We start from the raw sequence: 21195 nt of genomic DNA, 5'->3' as shown, positions 1-21195 counted from the left end.
ACGGACACATACCCACCATGTACGCACCCGAGCGACAGCAAGAGATCCTCCGGCTCGCCCGCGAGAGCGGCCGCGTCGACGTCCTCTCCCTCGCCGAGGAGTTCCAGGTCACCGCCGAGACCGTACGGCGCGACCTCAAGGCCCTCGACCGGGCCGGGCTCGTCCGCCGGGTGCACGGCGGTGCCATCCCCGCCGGCCGGCTCGACTTCGAGCCCGACCTCGCCGAGCGCGAGGCGGTCGCCGCCGACGAGAAGGACCGCATCGTCGCCGCCGCCCTCGCCGAACTGCCCCACGAGGGCAGCGTCGTCCTCGACGCCGGCTCCACGGTCGCCCGGCTCGCCGCCGCCTTCCCCCTCGACAGCGCCCTCACCGTCGTCACCCACGCGCTGCCCGCCGCCGCCCGGCTCGCCGACCACCCCGGCATCGACCTGCACCTGGTCGGCGGCCGCGTCCGGCACCGCACCCGCGCCGCCGTCGACGCCTGGGCGCTGCGCGCCTACGGCGAGATCCGCGCGGACGTCGCCTTCGTCGGCGCCAACGGCTTCTCCGCCGCACACGGCCTCACCACCCCCGACCTCGCCGAGGCGGCGGTGAAGCGGGCCGTCCTCGCCTCCGCCCGCCGGGTCGTCCTCCTCGCCGACTCGGCCAAGCACGGCGAGGAGCACTTCGCCCGCTTCGGCGCCCTCTCCGACGTCGATCTGATCGTCACCGACAGCGGCCTCGCCCCCGAGACCGCCGCGGCCATCGAGGCCGCCGGAACGGAAGTCGTCCGCGCATGATCCTCACCGTCACCCCCAACCCCTCCCTGGACCGTACGTACGAGGTCCCCGGCCTGGACCGCGGCGAGGTGCTGCGGGCCACCGCCGAGCGCGTCGACCCCGGCGGCAAGGGCGTCAACGTCTCCCGCGCGGTCGCCGCCGCCGGCCGGCGGACCGTCGCCGTCGTCCCCCTCGGCGGCGCCCCCGGCGCTCTCGTCGCCCAGCTCCTCGCCGGACAGGGCATCGAGGTCGCCCCGGTCCCGGTCGCCGGCCAGACCCGCTCCAACATCGCCCTCGCCGAGCCGGACGGCACCCTCACCAAGATCAACGCCCCCGGCCCCGAACTCACCGCCGAGGAGTCCGAGTCGCTCCTCGCCACGGTCGGCGCCCACTCGGCCGCCGCCGGCTGGATCGCCTGCTGCGGCAGCCTCCCGCGCGGCCTCGCCCCCGAGTGGTACGCGCGGCTCGTCGCCCGCGCCCACGGCGCCGGCGCCCGGATCGCCCTCGACACCTCCGGCCCCTCCCTGCTCGCCGCCCTCACCGCCCGGCCCGACGTGGTGAAGCCCAACGCGGACGAGCTCGCCGAGGCCGTCGGCCGCCCCCTCCGCACCGTCGGCGACGCCGTGAAGGCCGCCGAGGAGGTACGGGAGCGGGGCGCGGGCACGGTCCTCGCCAGCCTCGGCGCCGACGGGCAGCTCCTCGTCACCGCCGCCGGCACCTGGTTCGGCTCGGCCGCCGTCCCCGTGGTCCGCTCCAACGTCGGCGCGGGCGACGCCTCCCTGGCCGGCTTCCTCGCGGCCGGCGGCGAGGGGCCGGAGGCGCTGGCCGCCGCCGTCGCCCACGGAGCTGCCGCCGTCCAGCTGCCCGGCAGTCAGATGCCCGGCCCGGCGGACCTCGACCCGGCCGCCGTCACCGTCACCTCCGACGTACCCCTGGACACCGTCCTCAGCGAGCAAGGGAGCCCGCGATGAGCACCATGATCACCGCGGACCTGGTCGACCTCGACCTGTCCGCCGGCACCAAGGAGGCCGCGGCCCGCTCGCTCGCCGAGCGCATGGTCGCGCTCGGCCGGGTGACGGACCTGGACGGCTTCCTGGCGGACGTCGCCGCCCGCGAGGCCCAGATGCCGACCGGTCTGGACGGCGGCATCGGCATCCCGCACTGCCGCAGCGTCCACGTCACCGCACCGACCCTCGCCTTCGGCCGCTCCGCCGTCGGCGTCGACTTCGGCGCCCCCGACGGCCCGGCGGACCTGATCTTCCTGATCGCCGCCCCGGCCGGCGCGGACGACGCCCATCTGACGATCCTGTCCTCGCTGGCCCGGCAGCTGATGGACGAGCGGTTCACCGGCGCGCTGCGGGCCGTGGACTCCCCGGTGGAGGCGGCGGCGATGATCGCGGGGGAGGAGCTTCCCGCCAAGGCACCGGCACCCGAAACCGAGCTGGAGCCCGAGCCCGAGCCCGAGCCCGAGCCCGGACCCGAGCCCGGACCCGAGCCCGAGCTTGAGCAGGTGCGGGAGCCTTCGAAGGCCGCTCCCTTCCGGATCGTCGCCGTCACCTCCTGCCCCACCGGCATCGCGCACACCTACATGGCCGCCGAGGCGCTGGAGAAGGCCGGGCGGGAGGCGGGCGTCGCACTCGTCGTGGAGACGCAGGGCTCGGCCGGCTTCACCCGGCTCGACCCGGCGGCCGTCGCCGCCGCCGACGGCGTGATCTTCGCCCACGACGTGCCCGTCCGGGAGAAGGAACGCTTCGCCGGGAAGCCGACCGTCGACGTCGGCGTCAAGGCCGGCATCAACCGTCCCGCCGAGCTGATCGCCGAGGTACGCGGCCGGGCCGAGCGCGGCGAGACCACCGCGGCCGCCGCCCCCACCCCCGTCGACAAGGCCGGCGAGCCCGAGGAGGGGTACGGCACCAAGCTGCGCAAGTGGCTGATGTCCGGCGTCAGTTACATGGTCCCGTTCGTCGCCGCCGGCGGTCTCCTCATCGCCCTGGGCTTCGCCCTCGGCGGCTACGACATCGACAAGGCCCCGTCCGTCGCCGAGCACTTCGCCTGGGGGCAGATCGACAGCTGGGCCGCGCTGATGTTCCAGATCGGCGGGCTCGCGTTCGCCTTCCTGGTGCCGGTGCTCGCCGGATACATCGCGTACGGGATGGCCGACCGGCCCGGCCTCGTCCCCGGCTTCGTCGGCGGCTCCATCGCGCTGACCATCGACGCCGGCTTCCTCGGCGGTCTCGCCGCCGGTCTCCTCGCGGGCGGCACGGTCCTCGCGATCCAGAAGGCGAGGGTGCCCGCCGCGCTGCGGGGCATCATGCCGGTGGTCGTGATCCCGCTGCTGTCGTCGATCGCCGTCGGCTTCCTGATGTTCCTGGTGATCGGCAAGCCGATCGCGAGTCTCCAGTCCGCCCTCACCGACTGGCTCTCCGGCCTCTCCGGCGCCAACGCGGTCATCCTCGGCGTGATCCTGGGCCTGATGATGTGCTTCGACCTCGGCGGCCCGCTGAACAAGGTCGCGTACGCCTTCGCCGTCGGCGGCCTCGCCACCCCCAACGAGGGCTCCCTCAAGGTGATGGCCGCCGTGATGGCCGCGGGCATGGTCCCGCCGCTGGCGATGGCGCTGGCCACGGCGGTCCGTGGCCGGCTCTTCACGAGGACCGAGCGCGAGAACGGCAAGGCCGCGTGGGTCCTCGGCGCCTCCTTCATCACGGAGGGCGCGATCCCCTTCGCCGCCGCCGACCCGCTGCGGGTCATCCCGGCCGCGATGGCGGGCGGCGCCGTCACCGGCGCCCTGTCGATGGCCTTCGAGTGCACCCTGCGGGCCCCTCACGGAGGGGTGTTCGTGATCCCGCTGATCGGCAACCCCTTCCTGTACCTGCTGGCCATCGTGGCGGGCGTCCTGGTCAGCGCCGGCCTGGTGATCCTCCTGAAGAGCACCACCCGCAAGAACCCCGCCGGGGCCGGGACCCCGGAGGACCGGACCGAGGCCGGGGCGGCGGTGACCGTCGCGGCCTGACCCGGCCCCCCGGACAGGAGGGGGCCATGACGAGGGGCGGCGCGCACCGCGAGCGCACCGCCCCTCGTCCCGTTCCCGGCGCCGTTACGCGTTCAGCTGCCCGAGGAACCTGTTCGTGGTGATCTTGTCCTTGGTCTTGTCGCCCTTGTCCGTGGGCGCCTTGTCCTTGGCCGCGCCCTTCTTGAGCGGCGGGTCACCCGGGGTCGGCGTGGTCAGTTCGAACCACGGGCCGATGTCGTCCATGGGCTCGCCGACGCAGTCGAGCGCGTCGGGGGTGCCGGGCACGATCTCGCACCGGGTCTCCCACACCTCGCCGTTCTCCGTCAGCACCTGCACGGAGACGTTGTTCGCCTGGGAGGCGACCGAGACGGCGCACGCGTTGGAGGGGTAGCCGGGGTGGAGCATCGGGTCGGTGAGGTCGTACCAGATGAACGGGGTGACGTTGGGGGTGAGATCCCGGATGCCGGCGTACGTGACGCCGTCGCTGAGCACGGCCTTGACCTCGCGGCTGTTGGCGGGGTTGTAGCCGTCGACGTCGATGCACGGACCGGTGGGCCCCTGCGCACCCTGCGGCCCCTGCGGACCGGCGGGCCCCTGAGGCCCGGCGGGACCCTGCGGTCCCTCGGGTCCTTCAGGGCCCTCAGGGCCCTCGGGCCCCTCCGGTCCCGCCGGACCCGCGGGACCGGCCGGTCCGGCCGGGCCGGTCTCGCCCTGCGGTCCCTCGGGTCCCTCGGGTCCCTCGGGTCCCTCGGGTCCCTCCGGTCCTTCAGGTCCCTGCGGTCCTGCGGGTCCGGCCGGTCCGGCCGGTCCGGTCTCGCCCTGCGGACCCTCCGGTCCCTCGGGTCCCTCCGGTCCTTCAGGTCCCTCGGGCCCCTGCGGTCCAGCCGGTCCAGCCGGTCCCGCGGGTCCGGCCGGTCCCGCCGGTCCGGCCGGTCCGGTCTCGCCCTGCGGTCCCTCAGGTCCCTCAGGTCCCTGCGGGCCCTCCGGTCCGGGCGGTCCGGGCGGGCCGGGAGGACCGGGAGGACCGGTCAGGCACCCGTGGGGCGGCGGGCCCTCCATCAGCCGCTCGACCATGCCGAGCGCGTCATCGACGTGCCGGGCCACCGCGTGCGGGTGGTGCGGGGGCGGGCCGTCCTGGTGGTGCGGCGGGCCGCACTCGTCGCCCGTGGGCGCTTCCGCCTGCGCGCCCGCCTGCTGGGCGGGGCTGTGGGCGACGGCGACCGAGGGGCTCGCGACGCCGGCGATGACGAGCGCGAGCGAGGCGACGGCACTGCCGGTGCGCCAAGAGCGTCGTCGGGCGATCGGCCCCAGCGTGGACGGGGTCCTGGAATCAGGACGCATACATGTGCTCCTTCGACACCCGGTTCGAAACCGGATCGAACATTCTCGGGAAACCTGTTCGGGCTTCACTGGAATGTTCGGGTCGCGATCGCGGCGCCTTGAGGAACGCGAGGGGCAATCCAACCACCGGCCTACACCCGGTCCCGGATGGACGCGTACGCCGGGGCGAACACCCGGACAGAGCACGAAAGAGCCTGTTCACGCGGGTCCCGGCGACTCCGCGGGCCCCTCGGGGAGGGGGCCGCGAGGGCCTGCGGGCCCCTCGCTGGTGTTGCCGGACGGCCGCTCCTCTGCGTGCCGCCCGGCGGGGTCTCAGCGGACCCGGGAGCGGGCCTCCATCGCGCCGCGGGCGGCGGCCTCCGACTCGTACACCTCGCACATGTGCCGGCCGTCGGGGGTGGCCGTGTGCTCGACCTCCCAGAGGCTCAGCTCGCTGCCGTCGAGGAGCAGGAACTGGTGCTCGTAGAGGGTGAAGCCGGCGTCCCGGCCGCCCTCCACGGGGCAGTTCCGGCCGAAGACCTGGGTGATGTGGTGGGCGAAGGCGATGCGCAGCCGGCGGGCGGTCCGCCCGGTCGGCCGGTCCTCGTTCTCCGCGCGGCGCAGGACCCGGCGGGCGTGGTCCGCCGAGTTGTCCGGCACGTACATCCGGGGCTGGGCGGGTATGGGCCGGGCGAGGAGCGCGCCGAGCGCCGCCAGGTCGTCGTCGTCGCCGAGCGGACGCCCGTCGGCCCGCTCCACGGTCCACCCCGGCAGCGGGCCCGCGGACAGCCGGGAGGCGGCGAGCCGCGCCTCCGCCTCCTCCGCGTACAGCTCGTGCTGTTCGGTGCCGTCCCGGCCCGCGTTGTGCACGAGCTCCCACAGGGTGAGGGCGCTGCCGTCGGACAGCAGGTAGGCGTGGCGGTAGGTGGTGCGGTGCAGCGAGGAACTGTGGTGCGAGGAGTGCAGCGCGGTGGAGTGGGCGAGCGCCGACTCCAGGCGCTCCACCATCGCGTCGGGCAGGTCGAAGGAGTTGAGCGCCCGGCCGAGAAGCCGCTCGACGTGCGTCTCGGTCGTCTCGTACGGATCGTGGTGATCCCGCGGATCGTTCAAGAGGGTCTCCAGGCCGTCGCCGCATGTCACTTGGTGCTTGCTTAACGTAGTCCCTGGGTCCGACAACGGGGTCGGGGTTACGGAAAACGAGGGGTGGGCGGAGGAAGTTCCCGTCCCCGGATCCTCCCTCAACTCCCCTTCTCTTACCGGGAGTACGGCCCCTGTGGGGGGTCGTACAGCTCCCCGTACGAGGGGAAGTCGCCGCCCGGGCCGCGCTGCCCCCCGGGGGCGGCGAGCACCGCGCGGACGATCGCCCGGGTCACCAGATCGGCACCGGCCGCCAGGACCTCGTTCAGGGCGAGCGGCCCCGGCGCGGCCGGCAGCTCCCGGGCCCCGGTGGCGAGCGCGAAGACCGTGTCCCCGTCGTTCATCAGGTGCACCGGCCGGATCGCCCGCGCGATGCCGTCGTGCGCCGTCCCCGCCACCTTCTGGGCCTGGGCGCGGGTCAGGGCCGCGTCCGTGGCCACCACCGCGAGGGTTGTGTTCAGCGGCGGCCGGACCGAGGCCGCGCGGGCCTCGGCGAGCCGCCGCACCGCCGCCTCGTGCACCGCGGCGGCCGGCGGCACGGGCGGGCCGCCGCCGTCGAACAGCGCCCCGTACAGCACGCCGGTCGCCGGATCGACCGCCGAACCGACCGCGTTCACCACCGCCAGGGCGGCGACCGTGACGCCGGACTCCAGGCGGAGGCTCGCCGTGCCGACACCGCCGCGCATCCCGCCGACGACCGCCCCCGTGCCGGCGCCGACCGCGCCCGCCGCCACGCGCGCGTGGTCCCCGGACGCCGCCGCGGCCTCCACGGCGGCCCGGCCCGTGGCGGCGTCCGGGCGGGCCGCGAAGTCGCCGCCCCGGCCCAGGTCGAAGACACAGGCGGCCGGGACCACCGGCACCACGTGCGCGGGGTCGGGACCGACCCTGACCCCGCGCCGGCGCTCCTCCAGCCAGGCCATCACCCCGGCGGCGGACTCCAGGCCGTAGGCGCTGCCGCCGGTCAGCACGAGGGCGTCGATCCGCTGGACCACGTTCCTCGGGTCGAGGGCGTCCGTCTCACGGGTCCCCGGGCCCCCGCCGCGTACGTCCACGGCGGCCACGGCCCCGCCCTCCGGGGCGAGCACGACCGTGGTCCCCGACAGCGCCCGGGGCCCGGCCACGCGCGCGTGGCCCACCCGGATGCCGGGCACGTCGGTCAGTCCGTCGGGGAAGAACCGCTCAACTGTCATGTCCCCTTCCTACCTCAGGACGTACGGACCCACCTCAGGAACGTCCGGCCGTCCCGGTGGCCGGGTTCCGCGCGGTGAGCGTCACCCCGACCGCCACCGTCGCCGCCGCCACCAGACCGGCCGCGAACACCGCCCAGCGGCCCGCGAAGGAACACATCAGGATCGCGAGCGCCGACACCGGCAGCACCGCCTGCTGCGCGATGCCGACCTTGAAGTAGCGGGCGTGCAGCAGCCACACCGACAGCAGGAACACGGCCGCCGGGATCGTCACCGACGCCGAGGCCGCGAGCGTGCTGATGTGCGCCTTGCCGACGGCCTGCTCCACGGCGATCTCCAGACCGGCGCCGACCGCCGCCGCCGACATGAAGATCACGAAGTGGCCGTACCCCCACAGGAAGCCCTGCCGGTTGTCCCTCAGCCGGTCGTGCGCCGGGACGACGAAGTAGATCCACCAGGCCGCGAAGACGATGAGCAGCCCGCCCGCCGCGATCGGCAGCAGCTCGTTCAGGGCGTCGTGCTCCGCCACCCCCGACTTCACCGCCACCGTCGCCGCCGCCACCGACTCGCCGAGCACGATGATCGTGAACAGGCCGTACCGCTCCGCGATGTGGTGCGGATGCCACGTGCTCGCCGCGTCCTTCTCCGCGTACACCGGCACCGCGAGCTCCGCCGCCACCAGCGCCAGGAACACCCACGGCACCGCCCCGTCCGGCACGAACAGCAGCACCAGCCACCCCAGCTGCACCGCCAGCACCCCGCCCGCGTACCGCCGGCACATCGTCCGCTCCTCCGCCGACCCGGCGTGGTGCGCGGCCCGCAGCCACTGCGAGGCGAGCGCCACCCGCATCACCAGATAGCCCAGGTAGACGACGAGGAAGTCATGCTCCTCGAACGCGCGCGACACACCCGCGGCGAGGATCAGCACCCCCGTGATCTGCACGAACGTGACGACCCGGTACAGCACGTCGTCGTTGTCGTAGGCCGAGGCGAACCACGAGAAGTTCATCCACGCCCACCAGATGGCGAAGAACACCATCGCGTAACTCACCACCCCCTCGCCCGCGTGCCCCTCCGCCACCGCGTGCACGAGCGCCGCGCCCGCCTGGGCGACGGCGACCACGAAACACAGGTCGAAGAAGAGCTCCAGCGGTGTGGCGGTCCGGTGCGACTCCTCACGGGAGCGCGCGGTCAGCGGCAGGAACGGTTGCGTCATACGGCCAGCACAGCAGAGCCGCGCCCCGCCGCTCTCAAGCCACGCGGAGCGGTACCGCCTCCCGCCGCTCTCAAGCCACGCGGAGCGGTACGGCCTCCGGGAACGCCGCCGCCTCGTAACGGGCCGCCACCAGCCGCGCCAGCCGCGGATGGTCCGCCAGCGGCGCCGACACGGCACACACGTCCCGCAGCGCCTCCAGACCACGGGAGAACCGGCCGGGCGCCAGCAGGTGCGCCGCCACCGCCACCCGCCGGAAACCGTCCGCACGCGCGCGTGCCACCGCCTCCGCCGGAGCCGGCGACACCGCCGAGCAGTACGCCACCGACACCGGCACCGCGAGCAGCCGCCCCAGCTGCTCCGCCGCCACGAGGGTCCCGTCGTTCCCGCCCGGACGCGACGAACCGGCCCCCGCGACGACGACCGCGTCCGCCGGGCCGCCCGCCGCCCGCTCGGCGGCCCGCAGCCGCTCGTACAGCGCGAGCGCCACCGCCCGCTCGCCCCGCAGCCCCGGCGTGACGGAGCACGCGAACCGCCCCGCCACGGCCGGCACGTCCACCGTCCGGTGGAACCCGTCGCCAAGCAGCAGCGGCACGACGACCGCGCCCGGACGGCCGGCCAGCACAGCCGGGAGCGAGGGCAGCCGGTGGTCCAGGTACGCCACGGTGACCGGCGCCCCGGTCAGGCGCCGTACGGCCCCGGCCAGCCGGGCCGTGGCCGCAGCCGCCTCGGCGACGGCGCTCCCGTGCGCCGCGAGGACGAGCTCACGCATCCTGCCGCTCCTTCCGGTCCGGCCGCCACGGCTCCCGGGGGTGCACCGTCCCCGGGAGTCGCCGGCGGGCGGGACCGGTCCGGCGGTGTCGTACGCCGCCCGGGCCCGTACCCCCACGCTAGGGCCCGCGCCGCGCCCCCCGCCCCCGCCGTTCGGCCCCGCCGCGAGGGCCACAAGTCCCCCCTCCTCGGGCCCTTTCCGGGGCGGCGGCGGCCCCCCACCGCCCTACGGTCGAAGACACGGAGACACCCCCCACCACCCGGAGCCACCATGTCCTCCAGCCCGTCCCTCGTCCTCGTCGGCCACGGCATGGTCGGCCACCGGCTCCTGGAGGCACTCGCCGAACGCAAGGCCCTGGCGCCGGCCTCACCGACCTCATCCCACCCATCCACCTCACCGACCTCACCCACCTCACCCTCTTCCCCCGCCGCCCCCGGCTGGCGCGTCACCGTCCTGGCCGAGGAGGACGTGCCCGCCTACGACCGCGTCCACCTCTCCTCCGTCTTCGCCGGCACCGCGCCCGAACGGCTCGGCCTCGCCGCCCCCGGCTTCCTCGCCGACCACGGCATCGACCTGCGGCTCGGCGACCCCGCCGAGCACATCGACACCACCGCCCGCACCGTCACCACCACCTCCGGCGCCGTCGTGCCCTACGACACCCTGGTGCTCGCCACCGGCTCGTACCCCTTCGTCCCGCCGATCCCCGGCGCCGACGCCCCCGGCTGCTTCACGTACCGCACCCTCTACGACGTACACGCCCTCACCGCCCACGCCGAACACGCCAGGACCGGCGTCGTCATCGGCGGCGGACTCCTCGGCCTGGAAGCGGCCGGCGCCCTGTGCACCCTCGGACTCGCCGCCCACGTCGTCGAGTTCGCGCCCCGCCTGATGCCCCTCCAGGTCGACGACGGCGGCGCGGCCGCCCTGCGGGCCACCATCGAGTCGATGGGCGTGACCGTGCACACCGGCGTCGGCGCCACCCGCGTCGAGACGGACGCCGCCGGCCGCACCACCGCCCTCACCCTCTCGAACGGCGAACGGATCCCCGCCGACCTCGTCGTCTTCTCCGCCGGCGTGCGCCCCCGCGACCGGCTCGCCCGCGAGGCCGGGCTCGCCGTCGGCGACCGCGGCGGCGTCGCCGTCGACCCGCACTGCCGCACCACCGACCCGCACGTGTACGCGATCGGCGAATGCGCCCAGACCGCCGACGGGCGCGTCTACGGCCTCGTCGCCCCCGGCTACCAGATGGCCGAGACCGTCGCCGACCAGCTCGCCGGCGACGGCGCGACGGAGTTCACCGGCGCCGACACCTCCACCAAGCTGAAACTGATGGGCGCGGACGTCGCCTCCTTCGGCGACCCCTTCGCGGGCGGCACCGAAGCCACCGAGATCGTCTTCTCCGACGGCCGCGAAGGCGTCTACAAGAAGCTGCTCCTCGGCCCCGACGGGCGGCTCCTCGGCGGCATCCTGGTCGGCGACGCCGAGGCGTACGGCTCGCTGAAGCCGCACGCCGGGCGGCGGCTGCCCGCCCCGCCCGAGGCGTTCCTCCTGCCCCCGGCCGCCGGCGGCACCGGCCTCCCCGGCGCGGACGCCCTCCCCGACGACGCCGTCGTCTGCTCCTGCCACAACGTCACCAAGGGCGCGGTCGGCGCGGCCATCGCCGAGCACGGCCTCACCGACCTCGGCGGGATCAAGCGCCGCACCAAGGCGGGCACCGGCTGCGGCGGCTGCGCCACCACCCTCCAGGCCGTCCTCGACGCCGCCGGCGTCGCCCGGCGCCGCGGCCTCTGCGAGCACTTCCCCGAACTGACCCGGCCCGAACTGTACGAACGCGTCCGCACCGAACGCATCCGCTCCTTCACCGAACTGATGGAGCGGTACGGCTCCGGCACCCCGGGCTCCGTCACGTCCGGCTGCACCGTCTGCAAGCCCGTCGTCGCCAACGTCCTCGGCACCCTCGCCCCCGAACTCGGCCTCCGCCACGTCCTGGAAGGCGAACAGGCCGCGCTCCAGGACTCCAACGACCTCTTCCTCGCCAACCTCCAGAAGGACGGCACCTACTCCGTCGTCCCCCGCGTCCCCGGCGGCGAGATCACCCCCGCACAGCTCATCGCCCTCGGCGAGGTGGCCCGCGACCACGGCCTCTACAGCAAGATCACCGGCGGCCAGCGCATCGACCTCTTCGGCGCCCGCAAGGAGGACCTGCCGGCCATCTGGCGCACGCTCATCGCCGCCGGCTTCGAGTCCGGGCAGGCGTACGGCAAGTCGCTGCGGACCGTGAAATCCTGCGTGGGCGCGAAGTTCTGCCGCTTCGGACAGGGCGACTCGGTCCAGCTCGCCATCGACCTGGAGCTCCGCTACCGGGGCCTGCGCGCCCCGCACAAGATCAAGGGCGGCGTCTCGGGCTGCCTGCGCGAGTGCGCGGAGGCCCGCGGCAAGGACATCGGCGTCATCGCCACCGCCGGCGGCTGGAACCTGTACGTCTGCGGCAACGGCGGCGCCACCCCCCGCCACGCCGACCTGCTCGCCTCCGACCTGTCGGCGGCCGAACTCCTCGCCCTGACCGACCGCTTCCTCATGTACTACCTCCGGACCGGCGAGCGCCTGGAGCGCACCTCGGCCTGGCTGGAACGCCTCGGCGGCTCCGGCGCCGGCATCGCCCACCTCAGAGAGGTGCTGATCGAGGACTCGCTCGGCATCGGCGCCGACCTGGAGGCGCAGATGGAGCGGCACGTGGCCGCCTACCGCGACGAGTGGCGGGCCGTCCTGGACGACCCGGAGGCGCTCGCCCGCTTCGCCCCGCACGTGGCCGGCGTCGAGTTCCTGGAGCCGGGGCGCGGCCGGGCGGCGGTGCTGCCGGACGGCACGGAGGCGGCGCTCTTCAAGGACGCGGAGGGCGCGGTGTACGCGGTGGGCAACCGGGACCCGTACTCGGGCGCCGACGTCATCGCGAACGGCATCATGGGCAGCCGCGACGGCGTGCCGGTGGTCGCCTCCCCGATGCACAAGCAGGAGTTCGACCTGCGGACCGGCGCGAGCCTGGACGACCCGGGCGTCACGCTCCCGCTCCTGCCGGTGCCGGAGGCGCCGCGCGCCTGAGGGCCCCGGCCGGCGCCCCGTACCCCGAACTGCCCCCGGCCCGTGTCCGACGGCCCCACACCCCTTTCAGGGGTCGTCGGACCGGGCCCGGGGGCACCCCCGTTCCCGGAGTCCGACCGGCCCGCCCCCACCGGGACCTAGGACCGCCCCGGAAGCCGACCTAGGCCCGCCCGCGTTCGCGACCATCGGCACTGACGACACCCCTCCACCGAAGCGCAGCCTGGAAAGGCAAGGAAGAAGCCTCGAAAGGGCTCGTAAACGTCAGGGAAGTCAGGGAAGCGCCATGAGTTCCGTAGTCCAGGACAGCAGAGCGACAGGCGGATCACCCGCCTCGTACGACACGGAGCAGTACCGCCCCGGCCGGACCATCAACGACTGGGAGCCGGAGAACGAGCTCTTCTGGAAGTCGATCGGCAAGAAGGTCGCCAACCGCAACCTGTGGATCGCGGTCCCCGCCCTCCTCGTCGCCTTCGTCGTCTGGCAGGTCTGGTCGGTCACGGCGACCAACCTCAAGGACGTCGGCTTCGGCTTCTCGACCTCGCAGCTGTTCTGGCTGACGGCCATCCCGGGTCTCACCGGCGGAACGGCCCGCGTCTTCTACACCTTCCTCGGCCCGATGATCGGCCAGCGGCGCTTCACCGCCCTCTCGACGGCCGTCCTCGTCGTCCCGCTGATCTGGCTCGGCATCGCGATCCAGGACCCGACCACCCCCTACGGCGTGATGGTCGTCATCGCCGCCCTCTGCGGCATCGGCGGCGCCAACTTCGCCTCCTCGCTCGCCAACATCGGCTTCTTCTTCCCCAAGGCGAAGAAGGGCAGCGCGACCGGCATCAACGGCGGCCTCGGCAACCTCGGCGTGTCCGTCGTACAGCTGCTGACCCCGATCGTCATCACCTGGTCGACGATCGCGATCGGCTCCGCCCAGCACAAGGCCGACGGCACCCCCGTCTATCTGCAGAACGCCGCCTTCCTCTGGGTGCCGATCCTGCTGATCCTGGCCGCCGTCGCCTGGTTCGGACAGAACGACCTCAAGGTCGCCTCCACCCCCTTCAAGCAGCAGAAGGTCATCTTCAAGCGCAAGCACAACTGGCTGATGACCTGGCTGTACGTCGGCACCTTCGGCTCCTTCATCGGCTTCGCCGCCGCCCTGCCGATGCTGATCAAGACCACCTTCCCGGACTACTCCGTCGCCACCTACGCCTGGATGGGCCCGGCCGTGGGCGCCCTCGCCCGCTGGGGCGGCGGCTGGATCGCCGACAAGTGGGGCGGCGCCCGGGTCACCATCCTGTCCTTCGTGGGCATGGCCGGCGCCATCGTCGGCGTCATCAACTTCCTGCCCTCGGGCGGCGACGGCGGCAACTTCTACGGCTTCTTCTTCTGCTTCCTCGCCGCGTTCTTCTTCTCCGGCATCGGCAACGGCTCGACCTTCCGCCAGATCCCGGTCATCTTCCGCGGCACCCACCTCAAGGGCCTCACCGAAGGCACCCCCGAACACACCAAGGCCCTCAAGCAGGCCGAGATGGAATCGGGCGCGGTCACCGGCTTCACCTCCGCGATCGCCGCCTACGGATTCTTCTTCATCCCGGCGCTCTTCGGCTCGGTCGCCGTCACCAGCGCGATGTGGGGCTTCGTCGCCTTCTACGTCAGCTGCATGGTCGTGACCTGGTGGTTCTACGCCCGCAAGGGCGCCGAGGCCCCCAGCTGAACCCCACCGGAAAACCCCGCGAAAGGTCCCGCCACGGCGGGGCCTTTCCGCATGCCCGGAAAAGGGACCAAGGACCGTCGACCGGTGACCAATGCCGCCACGGATGATCGATCAAAAGGAGTGAAATGAAGGTAGGCAACGACGCGATCGAATGACTCGAAGAAGGCGGTGCGGGCAGTGACTGCGACTCCTGCGGAAGCGACGGCGACCGAGCGGGCCTGGAACGGCTTCAAGGGCGGACTGTGGCGCGACGCCATCGACGTCCGCGACTTCATCCAGCAGAACTACACCCCGTACGAAGGCGACGACTCCTTCCTCGCCGGCCCCACCGAGCGGACCACCGCCGTGTGGAAGGCGATCACGGACAAGTTCCCCGAGGAGCGCGCCAAGGGCGTCCTCGACGTCGCGTACGACATCCCCTCCACCATCACCGCCCACGCCCCCGGCTACATCGACCGCGACAAGGACCTGATCGTCGGCCTCCAGACCGACGCCCCGCTCAAGCGGGCGATCATGCCCTACGGCGGCTGGCGGATGGTCGCCGGCGCCCTGGAGACGTACGGCTACCCGGTCTCCCAGGAACTGGAGAAGGTCTTCACCGAGTACCGCAAGACCCACAACGCCGGCGTCTTCGACGCCTACACCCCGGAGATCCGCGCCGCCCGCAAGGCCGGCATCGTCACCGGCCTCCCCGACGCCTACGGCCGAGGCCGCATCATCGGCGACTACCGCCGCGTCGCCCTCTACGGCGTCGACCGCCTCATCGCCGTCAAGAAGGACGAGAAGGCCGAACTCGACGTCCTCCCGGCCGGCCACCGCTCCCTGGAGGAAACCCTCCGGCTCCGCGAGGAACTCTCCGAGCAGCTGCGCGCCCTCGGCGAACTGAAGGCCATGGCCGCCTCGTACGGCCACGACATCTCCGGCCCCGCCACCACCGGCAGCGAGGCGATCCAGTGGCTGTACTTCGCCTACCTGGCCGCCGTGAAGGAGCAGAACGGCGCCGCGATGTCGCTGGGCCGCACCTCCACCTTCGTCGACGTCTACCTCCAGCGGGACATCGACGCCGGACTCCTCACCGAGGAGCAGGCCCAGGAACTCGTCGACGACTTCATCATCAAGCTCCGCATCGTCCGCTTCCTGCGCACCCCCGAGTACGACGAGCTGTTCTCCGGCGACCCGACCTGGGTCACCGAGTCCATCGCCGGCATGGGCGAGGACGGCCGCCCGCTCGTCACCCGGACCTCCTTCCGCTACCTCCAGACCCTGTACAACCTCGGCCCGGCCCCCGAGCCGAACATGACCGTCTTCTGGTCGCCGAGGCTGCCCCAGGGCTTCAAGGAGTTCTGCGCCCGGGTCTCGATCGACACCTCGTCCGTGCAGTACGAATCGGACGAGCTGATGCGCCCCCGCTTCGGCGACGACACCGCCATCGCCTGCTGCGTCTCGGCGATGCCCGTCGGCAAGCAGATGCAGTTCTTCGGCGCCCGCGTGAACCTCGCCAAGACCCTGCTGTACGCGATCAACGGCGGCCGCGACGAGAAGTCCGGCGCCCAGGTCGGCCCCGCCACCGGCGCGCTCACCTCCGAGGTCCTCGACTACGACGAGGTGATGGACAGGTTCGACGAGCAGATGGAATGGCTCGCGAACGTCTACGTCCACGCCCTGAACGTCATCCACTACATGCACGACAAGTACGCGTACGAGCGCATCGAGATGGCCCTCCACGACCGCGACGTACGCCGGACCATGGCCTGCGGCATCGCGGGGCTCTCGGTCGCCGTCGACTCGCTCGCCGCCATCAAGTACGCGAAGGTCAGCCCCGTCCGCGACGAGACCGGCCTCGCCACCGACTACGAGATCGACGGCTCCTACCCGGCCTACGGCAACAACGACGAACGGGCCGACGAGATCGCCGTCTGGCTGGTCGAGGAGTTCATGCGGAAGGTGCGCAAGCACCCCACCTACCGGAACGCCGAACACACCCAGTCCGTCCTGACCATCACCTCGAACGTCGTCTACGGCAAGAAGACCGGCAACACCCCCGACGGCCGCCGGGCCGGCGAACCGTTCTCCCCGGGCGCCAACCCCATGAACGGCCGCGACACCCACGGCTACGTGGCCTCCGCCCTGTCGGTCGCCAAGCTGCCGTACGAGGACGCCGAGGACGGCATCTCGCTCACCAACACCGTCACCCCCGACGGCCTGGGCCGCACCCCCGAGGAGCGGATCAAGAACCTGGCCGGCGTGCTCGACGGCTACATGGCGAGCGACGGCTTCCACATGAACGTCAACGTCCTCAACCGGGACGTGCTGATGGACGCCATGGAGCACCCGGAGAACTACCCCCAGCTCACCATCCGGGTCTCGGGCTACGCGGTCAACTTCGTCCGCCTCACCCGCGACCAGCAGCTCGACGTCCTGAACCGGACCTTCCACGGGGCGCTCTAAGCGTCGCCTCGGGGCGCGGGGCGCGGGGCGCGGGGCGCGGAACGGCGAACGCCGAACGCCGAACGCAGCAGGGGGGAGGGGGCCCCTCCCCCCTCCCCCTCCCCGCCCACCCTCCCCACGCCACCCTCCCCGCCCCACCCTCCCCGCCCCACCCCACCCCTCCCCACCCACCTCTCCTCCCCCAGGAGGCCCTGTCATGGCCACGCTTCTCGGCCCGGACATCCCCGTCCGCCCCGCCGCCCCGGTCCGGGTGGCGGCGGCCACTCCGGCCGCCGCCGTGACTCACCGCCCGTCCGAGGGGTCGGTGCATTCCTGGGATCTGTCCACCGGGGTCGACGGTCCCGGCACCCGCTTCGTCACCTTTCTCTCCGGCTGTCCGCTGACCTGCCTCTACTGCCACAACCCCGACACCTGGAAGATGCGGAACGGCAAGCGGACCTCCGCCGACGACGTGATCGCCGAGGCGGCCAAGTACGTCCGTTTCATCTCCGCCTCCGGTGGCGGCGCCACCGTCTCCGGCGGCGAACCGCTCCTCCAGCCCGTCTTCACCGGCGAGCTGCTGCACCGCATGAAGCACGAGCTGGGCCTGCACACCGCCCTCGACACCTCCGGTTTCCTCGGCGTCCGCGCCACCGACGCCCTGCTGCGCGACACCGATCTGGTCCTGCTCGACATCAAGTCCTGGGACCCGGAGACGTACCGGAAGGTCACCGGCCGGCCGCTGAAGCCGACCCTGGACTTCGCCCGGCGCCTCGCCGAGCTCGGCCAGGACGTGCACGTCCGCTTCGTCCTCGTCCCCGGTCTCACCGACGACCCCGCCAACGTCGACGGCGTCGCCGCCTTCGCCGCCGGCCTCGGCAACGTCTCCCGTGTCGACGTCCTCCCCTTCCACAAGCTGGGTGAGGCCAAATGGCAGGCGCTGGGCATGCCGTTCACCCTCCACGACACCCCGTCGCCCGACCCCGAGCAGGTCGCCGCCGTCCGCGAGGTCTTCCGGGGCCACGGTCTGCACGCCGTCTGAACCCCGCCGCGACGAGAGCGGGGTGCGACGCGTTCACCCCTCAAGCCCTCAAAACGGGCTTAATGGGTACATACGTCCTACCGTGGCTGCGTGACCGAGCCACCGCAGACCGCCGAGCCCACCACCCCCGAGCCGGAGGCGCCCGCCCCGGTCCCGGACGGCCGCGCGCCCCAGACCCCAGCCGCCGTCCGCCGCCGCGCCGTCCTCGCCGGCGCCGCCGTCTCCGCCCTCCTCATCCTCGCGATCGTCTTCGGCAGCCGGCTGCTCCGCGACTTCGACTCGGCGCTGCTGCCCTACGCCGTCGCCACCGTCTTCCTCGCCTTCGGCGTCGCCTACCGCTACACCGTCTGGATCTCCGCCCCCGGCGCCCGGCGCCTCTTCCGCCAGGGCTGGCGCTCCTTCTTCTCCGCCGAGAACTTCCGCAAGGCCCCCACCGCCCTGCCGAAGATGATCGCCACCTATCTCGGCTTCCAGAAGTTCCTCGGCGCCCGCTCGCACGCCCGCTGGGCCGCTCACCAGCTCCTCTTCTGGGGCTGCATCCTCGCCGCGCTCATCACCTTCCCGCTCACCTGGGGCTGGTTCACCTTCACCTCGGACAGCGGCGACGGCCCCGGCTACGAGATGCGGATCTGGGGCTTCAAGGTCCTCGGCTTCAACGCGCTCAACGCCATCGGCTGGCTCATGTTCCACGGCCTGGACATCGCCGCCGTCCTCGTCATCGCCGGCGCCTCCTACTTCCTGTGGCGGCGCATGAAGGACCGCGGCGCCATCACCGGCCAGCGCTTCGCCTACGACCTGATCCCGCTCATCGCCCTGATCGTCATCTCGGTCACCGGCCTGCTGCTCACCTTCTCGTCGATCTTCCTGCACGGCGGCGGCTACGAGTTCCTGGCGATCCTCCACATGGTCTCGGTCGTCTTCACCCTCATCTACATCCCCTTCGGGAAGTTCTTCCACATCGTCCAGCGGCCCGCCGCCGTCGGCATGCAGCTCTTCAAGTACACCTCCCGCCGCAAGGACGAGGAGCTCCAGACCTGCCGCCGCTGCCACGAGCCCATCGACACCGCCGACTACGTCGACAACCTGCGCGGAACGATGAAGGACCTCAAGCTCGACTTCGACGAATGGGCCGAGTACTGCCCCCGCTGCAAGCGCGTCCTGCGCGGCAACGCCTACCTCACTCACGTCAAGAAGGGCTTCCAGTAAGTGACCGCGACCGACCCGTCCCGCTCGCTGCCGCTCGACCCGTCCGTCGCGCCGCCCGGCACCAGGAACTTCCGCGACGCCGGCGGGATCCCCGCCGACCGCTGGCACGCCGACCAGAACGAGGAGACCCTCGTCCCCACCCACTGCTGCTTCTGCGGCGTGCAGTGCGGCATGTACCTGCGCGTCGACCACGCGGGCAAGGTCTTCGGCGTCGAACCCCGCAACCACGACATCAACCGGATGCGGCTCTGCCCCAAGGGCATCAACGCCTACCAGCAGGTCAACCACCCCGACCGGCTCACCTCCCCCCTCATGCGGCGCAACAGGGACGAGGAGTTCCGGCCCGTCAGCTGGGAGGAGGCGCTCGACCACACCGTCTCCGAGATCCGCCGGATCCAGACCGAGTACGGCAACGACGCCTTCGGGCTGCTCGGCGGCGCCAGCCTCTACTCGGAGAAGACCTACCTCGTCGGCAAGTTCGCCCGGGTCGCGCTGAAGACCAAGCACGTCGACTACAACGGACGCCTCTGCATGGTCTCCGCCGCCGGCGCCAACAAACTCGCCTTCGGCATCGACCGGGCCGGCAACCCCTTCTCCGACATCCTCCTCACCGACTGCCTCCTCATCGCCGGCTCCAACGTCGGCGAATGCTTCCCGGTGATGACCCAGTACCTGTGGGGCGCCCGCGACCGGGGCGCGAGCCTGATCGTGGTCGACCCCCGGCAGACCGCCATCGCCCGCACCGCCGACGTCCACGTCGCCCTCAAGCCCGGCACCGACTCCGCCTTCTTCAACGCGGTGCTCCACGTCATCGTCGCCGAAGGGCTCACCGACGAGGCGTACCTCGCCGGCCACACCACCGGCTGGGACGAGGTCAAGGCCACCGTCGCCGAGTACCCGCCGTCCCGCTCCGCGCGGATCTGCGGCGTCCCCGAGGAACAGATCGTCCAGGTCGCCCGCATGTTCGCCGGCGCGGACAAGGCCATGGCCTGGCACGCCCGCGGCGTGGAACACCACTCCCAGGGCGTCGAGAACTGCCTCACCATCATCAACCTCTGCGTCGCCACCGGGAACATCGGCAAGCCCGGCGCCGGCTACGGCACCATCACCGGCCAGGGCAACGGCCAGGGCGGCCGCGAACACGGCCAGAAGTCCGACCTCCTCCCCGGCGGCCGCTCCATCTCCAACCCCGAGCACCGCCGCCAGATCTGCGAGATCTGGGGCATCGAGGAGTCCGAGCTCCCGCCCGCCGGCACCTCCATGATGGAGATGGTCTGGCAGATGCAGCGCGCCGAGATCCGCGGCCTCATCGGCATCTGCAACAACCCCTTCGTCTCCCTGCCGAACTACGCCACGGTCAAGGAGGGCTACGACACCCTCCAGTTCCACGCCCAGTTCGACTTCTTCCTCTCCGAGACCGCCGCCAACGCCCACGTCGTCTTCCCCGTCACCGTCTGGGCCGAGGACGAGGGCGTCATGGCCAACGCCGAGGCCCGCGTCGTCAAGCACAACAAGGCCCAGGAACCCCCCGCCGGGGTCCGCACCGACACCTGGGTGATGTGCGAGCTGGCCAAGCGGCTCGGCGCCGGGGACAAGTTCGCCTTCCCCGACTCCCGCTCCGTCTTCGAGGAGCTGCGGATCGCCTCCGCCGGCACCGTCAACGACTACTACGGGATCACCTACGAGCGCCTGGAGGAGACCGGAGGCATCGCCTGGCCCTGCCCGACCACCGAGCACCCCGGCACCCCCCGCCTCTTCGAGGACGGGCGCACCTACCACCCCGACGGCAAGATCCACCTCCAGGTCGTCGAGTGGCACCCGCCGATGGACCCGTACAGCGAGGAGTACCCCCTCTCGCTCACCACCGGCCGCACCGTCGCCCACTTCCTCTCCGGCAACCAGACCCGCCGGCTCGGCGCCCTCGTCGAACAGACCCCCCGCCCGTGGGTCGAGGTCCATCCCTCCCACGGCTTCCGCAACGGCGATCCGGTACGGGTCGTCACCCGCCGCGGCAGCGAGGTCTTCCCTGCCCTGGTCACCGAGGCCATCCGCCCCGACACCGTCTTCGTCCCCTACCACTGGCCCGTCCCCACCGCGGCGAACGCCCTCACCATCGACGCCCTCGACCCGCGCTCGAAGATCCCCGAGTACAAGGTCTGCGCCGCCCGCATCGAGGCCGCCGAACGCGTCGACGACGTCCCCGCGCCCCCGACCGCCCCCGGGCAGCTCGCCTACCCCGAGACCCAGGTCTCCCGCACCGACCCCCTGCCGCCCACGTCCCCCCAGGGGCGGGGCACCGCGGAGAGGAGCTGACCG

At 72.8% G+C, this 21195-nt stretch carries 14 protein-coding genes; 9 read left to right on the top strand and 5 right to left on the bottom strand.

All coding sequences use genetic code 11. From position 1 onward, the window contains the following. Positions 1–17 precede the first annotated feature (17 nt). From ACIGHB_RS27685 to ACIGHB_RS27675, 3 genes are read left to right on the top strand one after another with little or no spacing between them, the layout of a single operon-like run. Entirely contained in the window at positions 18–779 is a 762-nt protein-coding gene (locus ACIGHB_RS27685) for a DeoR/GlpR family DNA-binding transcription regulator (RefSeq protein ID WP_360316630.1), read from the top strand. After that, positions 776–1729, top strand: a complete 954-nt coding sequence (gene pfkB / locus ACIGHB_RS27680) for a 1-phosphofructokinase (RefSeq protein WP_360316627.1) — start codon at positions 776–778, stop codon at positions 1727–1729. Before ACIGHB_RS27685 ends, pfkB begins: the two co-directional genes overlap by 4 nt. Further along, a complete protein-coding gene (locus ACIGHB_RS27675; RefSeq protein WP_399916654.1) occupies positions 1726–3771 on the top strand; it encodes a fructose-specific PTS transporter subunit EIIC in 2046 nt (681 codons plus the stop codon). Before pfkB ends, ACIGHB_RS27675 begins: the two co-directional genes overlap by 4 nt. 84 nt (positions 3772–3855) lie before the next feature. Here the strand turns inward: ACIGHB_RS27675 and ACIGHB_RS27670 are convergent, their stop codons facing one another. The 5 genes from ACIGHB_RS27670 to ACIGHB_RS27650 form a co-directional block, all read right to left on the bottom strand. After that, positions 3856–5112: a hypothetical protein gene (locus ACIGHB_RS27670; RefSeq protein WP_399916652.1), complete on the bottom strand. Its 1257-nt coding sequence runs from the start codon at positions 5110–5112 to the stop codon at positions 3856–3858. A gap of 312 nt (positions 5113–5424) precedes the next feature. After that, positions 5425–6201 carry a DUF6227 family protein gene (locus ACIGHB_RS27665; protein ID WP_360316619.1) on the bottom strand — a complete coding sequence of 259 codons (777 nt, stop codon included), beginning with the start codon at positions 6199–6201 and terminating at the stop codon, positions 5425–5427. 143 nt (positions 6202–6344) lie between these two features. Beyond that, positions 6345–7418 (bottom strand): P1 family peptidase, encoded by a 1074-nt coding sequence (locus ACIGHB_RS27660; protein WP_399916649.1) that lies wholly within the window; start codon positions 7416–7418, stop codon positions 6345–6347. A 34-nt stretch (positions 7419–7452) separates the two neighbouring features. Further along, positions 7453–8631, bottom strand: coding sequence for a low temperature requirement protein A (locus tag ACIGHB_RS27655; RefSeq protein ID WP_360312655.1), 1179 nt, complete (start codon positions 8629–8631; stop codon positions 7453–7455). A 70-nt stretch (positions 8632–8701) separates the two neighbouring features. After that, positions 8702–9400 carry a sirohydrochlorin chelatase gene (locus ACIGHB_RS27650; RefSeq protein ID WP_399916647.1) on the bottom strand — a complete coding sequence of 233 codons (699 nt, stop codon included), beginning with the start codon at positions 9398–9400 and terminating at the stop codon, positions 8702–8704. Positions 9401–9670: 270 nt separating this feature from the next. Between ACIGHB_RS27650 and nirB the strand changes: the two genes are divergently transcribed. The 6 genes from nirB (at position 9671) to ACIGHB_RS27620 (ending at position 21192) form a co-directional block, all read left to right on the top strand. After that, on the top strand, positions 9671–12499 hold the full coding sequence (gene nirB, locus ACIGHB_RS27645) for a nitrite reductase large subunit NirB (protein ID WP_399916645.1): 2829 nt from the start codon (positions 9671–9673) through the stop codon (positions 12497–12499). A gap of 283 nt (positions 12500–12782) precedes the next feature. Beyond that, positions 12783–14204, top strand: coding sequence for an MFS transporter (locus ACIGHB_RS27640; RefSeq protein ID WP_399916643.1), 1422 nt, complete (start codon positions 12783–12785; stop codon positions 14202–14204). Between the two features lie 177 nt (positions 14205–14381). Next, entirely contained in the window at positions 14382–16652 is a 2271-nt protein-coding gene (pflB, locus tag ACIGHB_RS27635; RefSeq protein WP_399916641.1) for a formate C-acetyltransferase, read from the top strand. A gap of 196 nt (positions 16653–16848) precedes the next feature. Further along, a complete protein-coding gene (pflA, locus tag ACIGHB_RS27630; protein WP_360312665.1) occupies positions 16849–17673 on the top strand; it encodes a pyruvate formate-lyase-activating protein in 825 nt (274 codons plus the stop codon). 90 nt (positions 17674–17763) lie between these two features. Beyond that, positions 17764–18879, top strand: a complete 1116-nt coding sequence (locus ACIGHB_RS27625) for an MFS transporter (protein ID WP_399916639.1) — start codon at positions 17764–17766, stop codon at positions 18877–18879. Next, complete coding sequence (locus ACIGHB_RS27620; protein WP_360312669.1) at positions 18880–21192, top strand: molybdopterin oxidoreductase family protein; 2313 nt, start codon at positions 18880–18882, stop codon at positions 21190–21192. Positions 21193–21195: the final 3 nt, after the last annotated feature.

The organism is Streptomyces sp. NPDC085460 (assembly GCF_044541975.1).
Classification (GTDB): domain Bacteria; phylum Actinomycetota; class Actinomycetes; order Streptomycetales; family Streptomycetaceae; genus Streptomyces.
The sequence above is the reverse complement of the archived record's forward strand: the minus strand, read 5'-3'. Positions and strand labels throughout refer to the sequence as shown.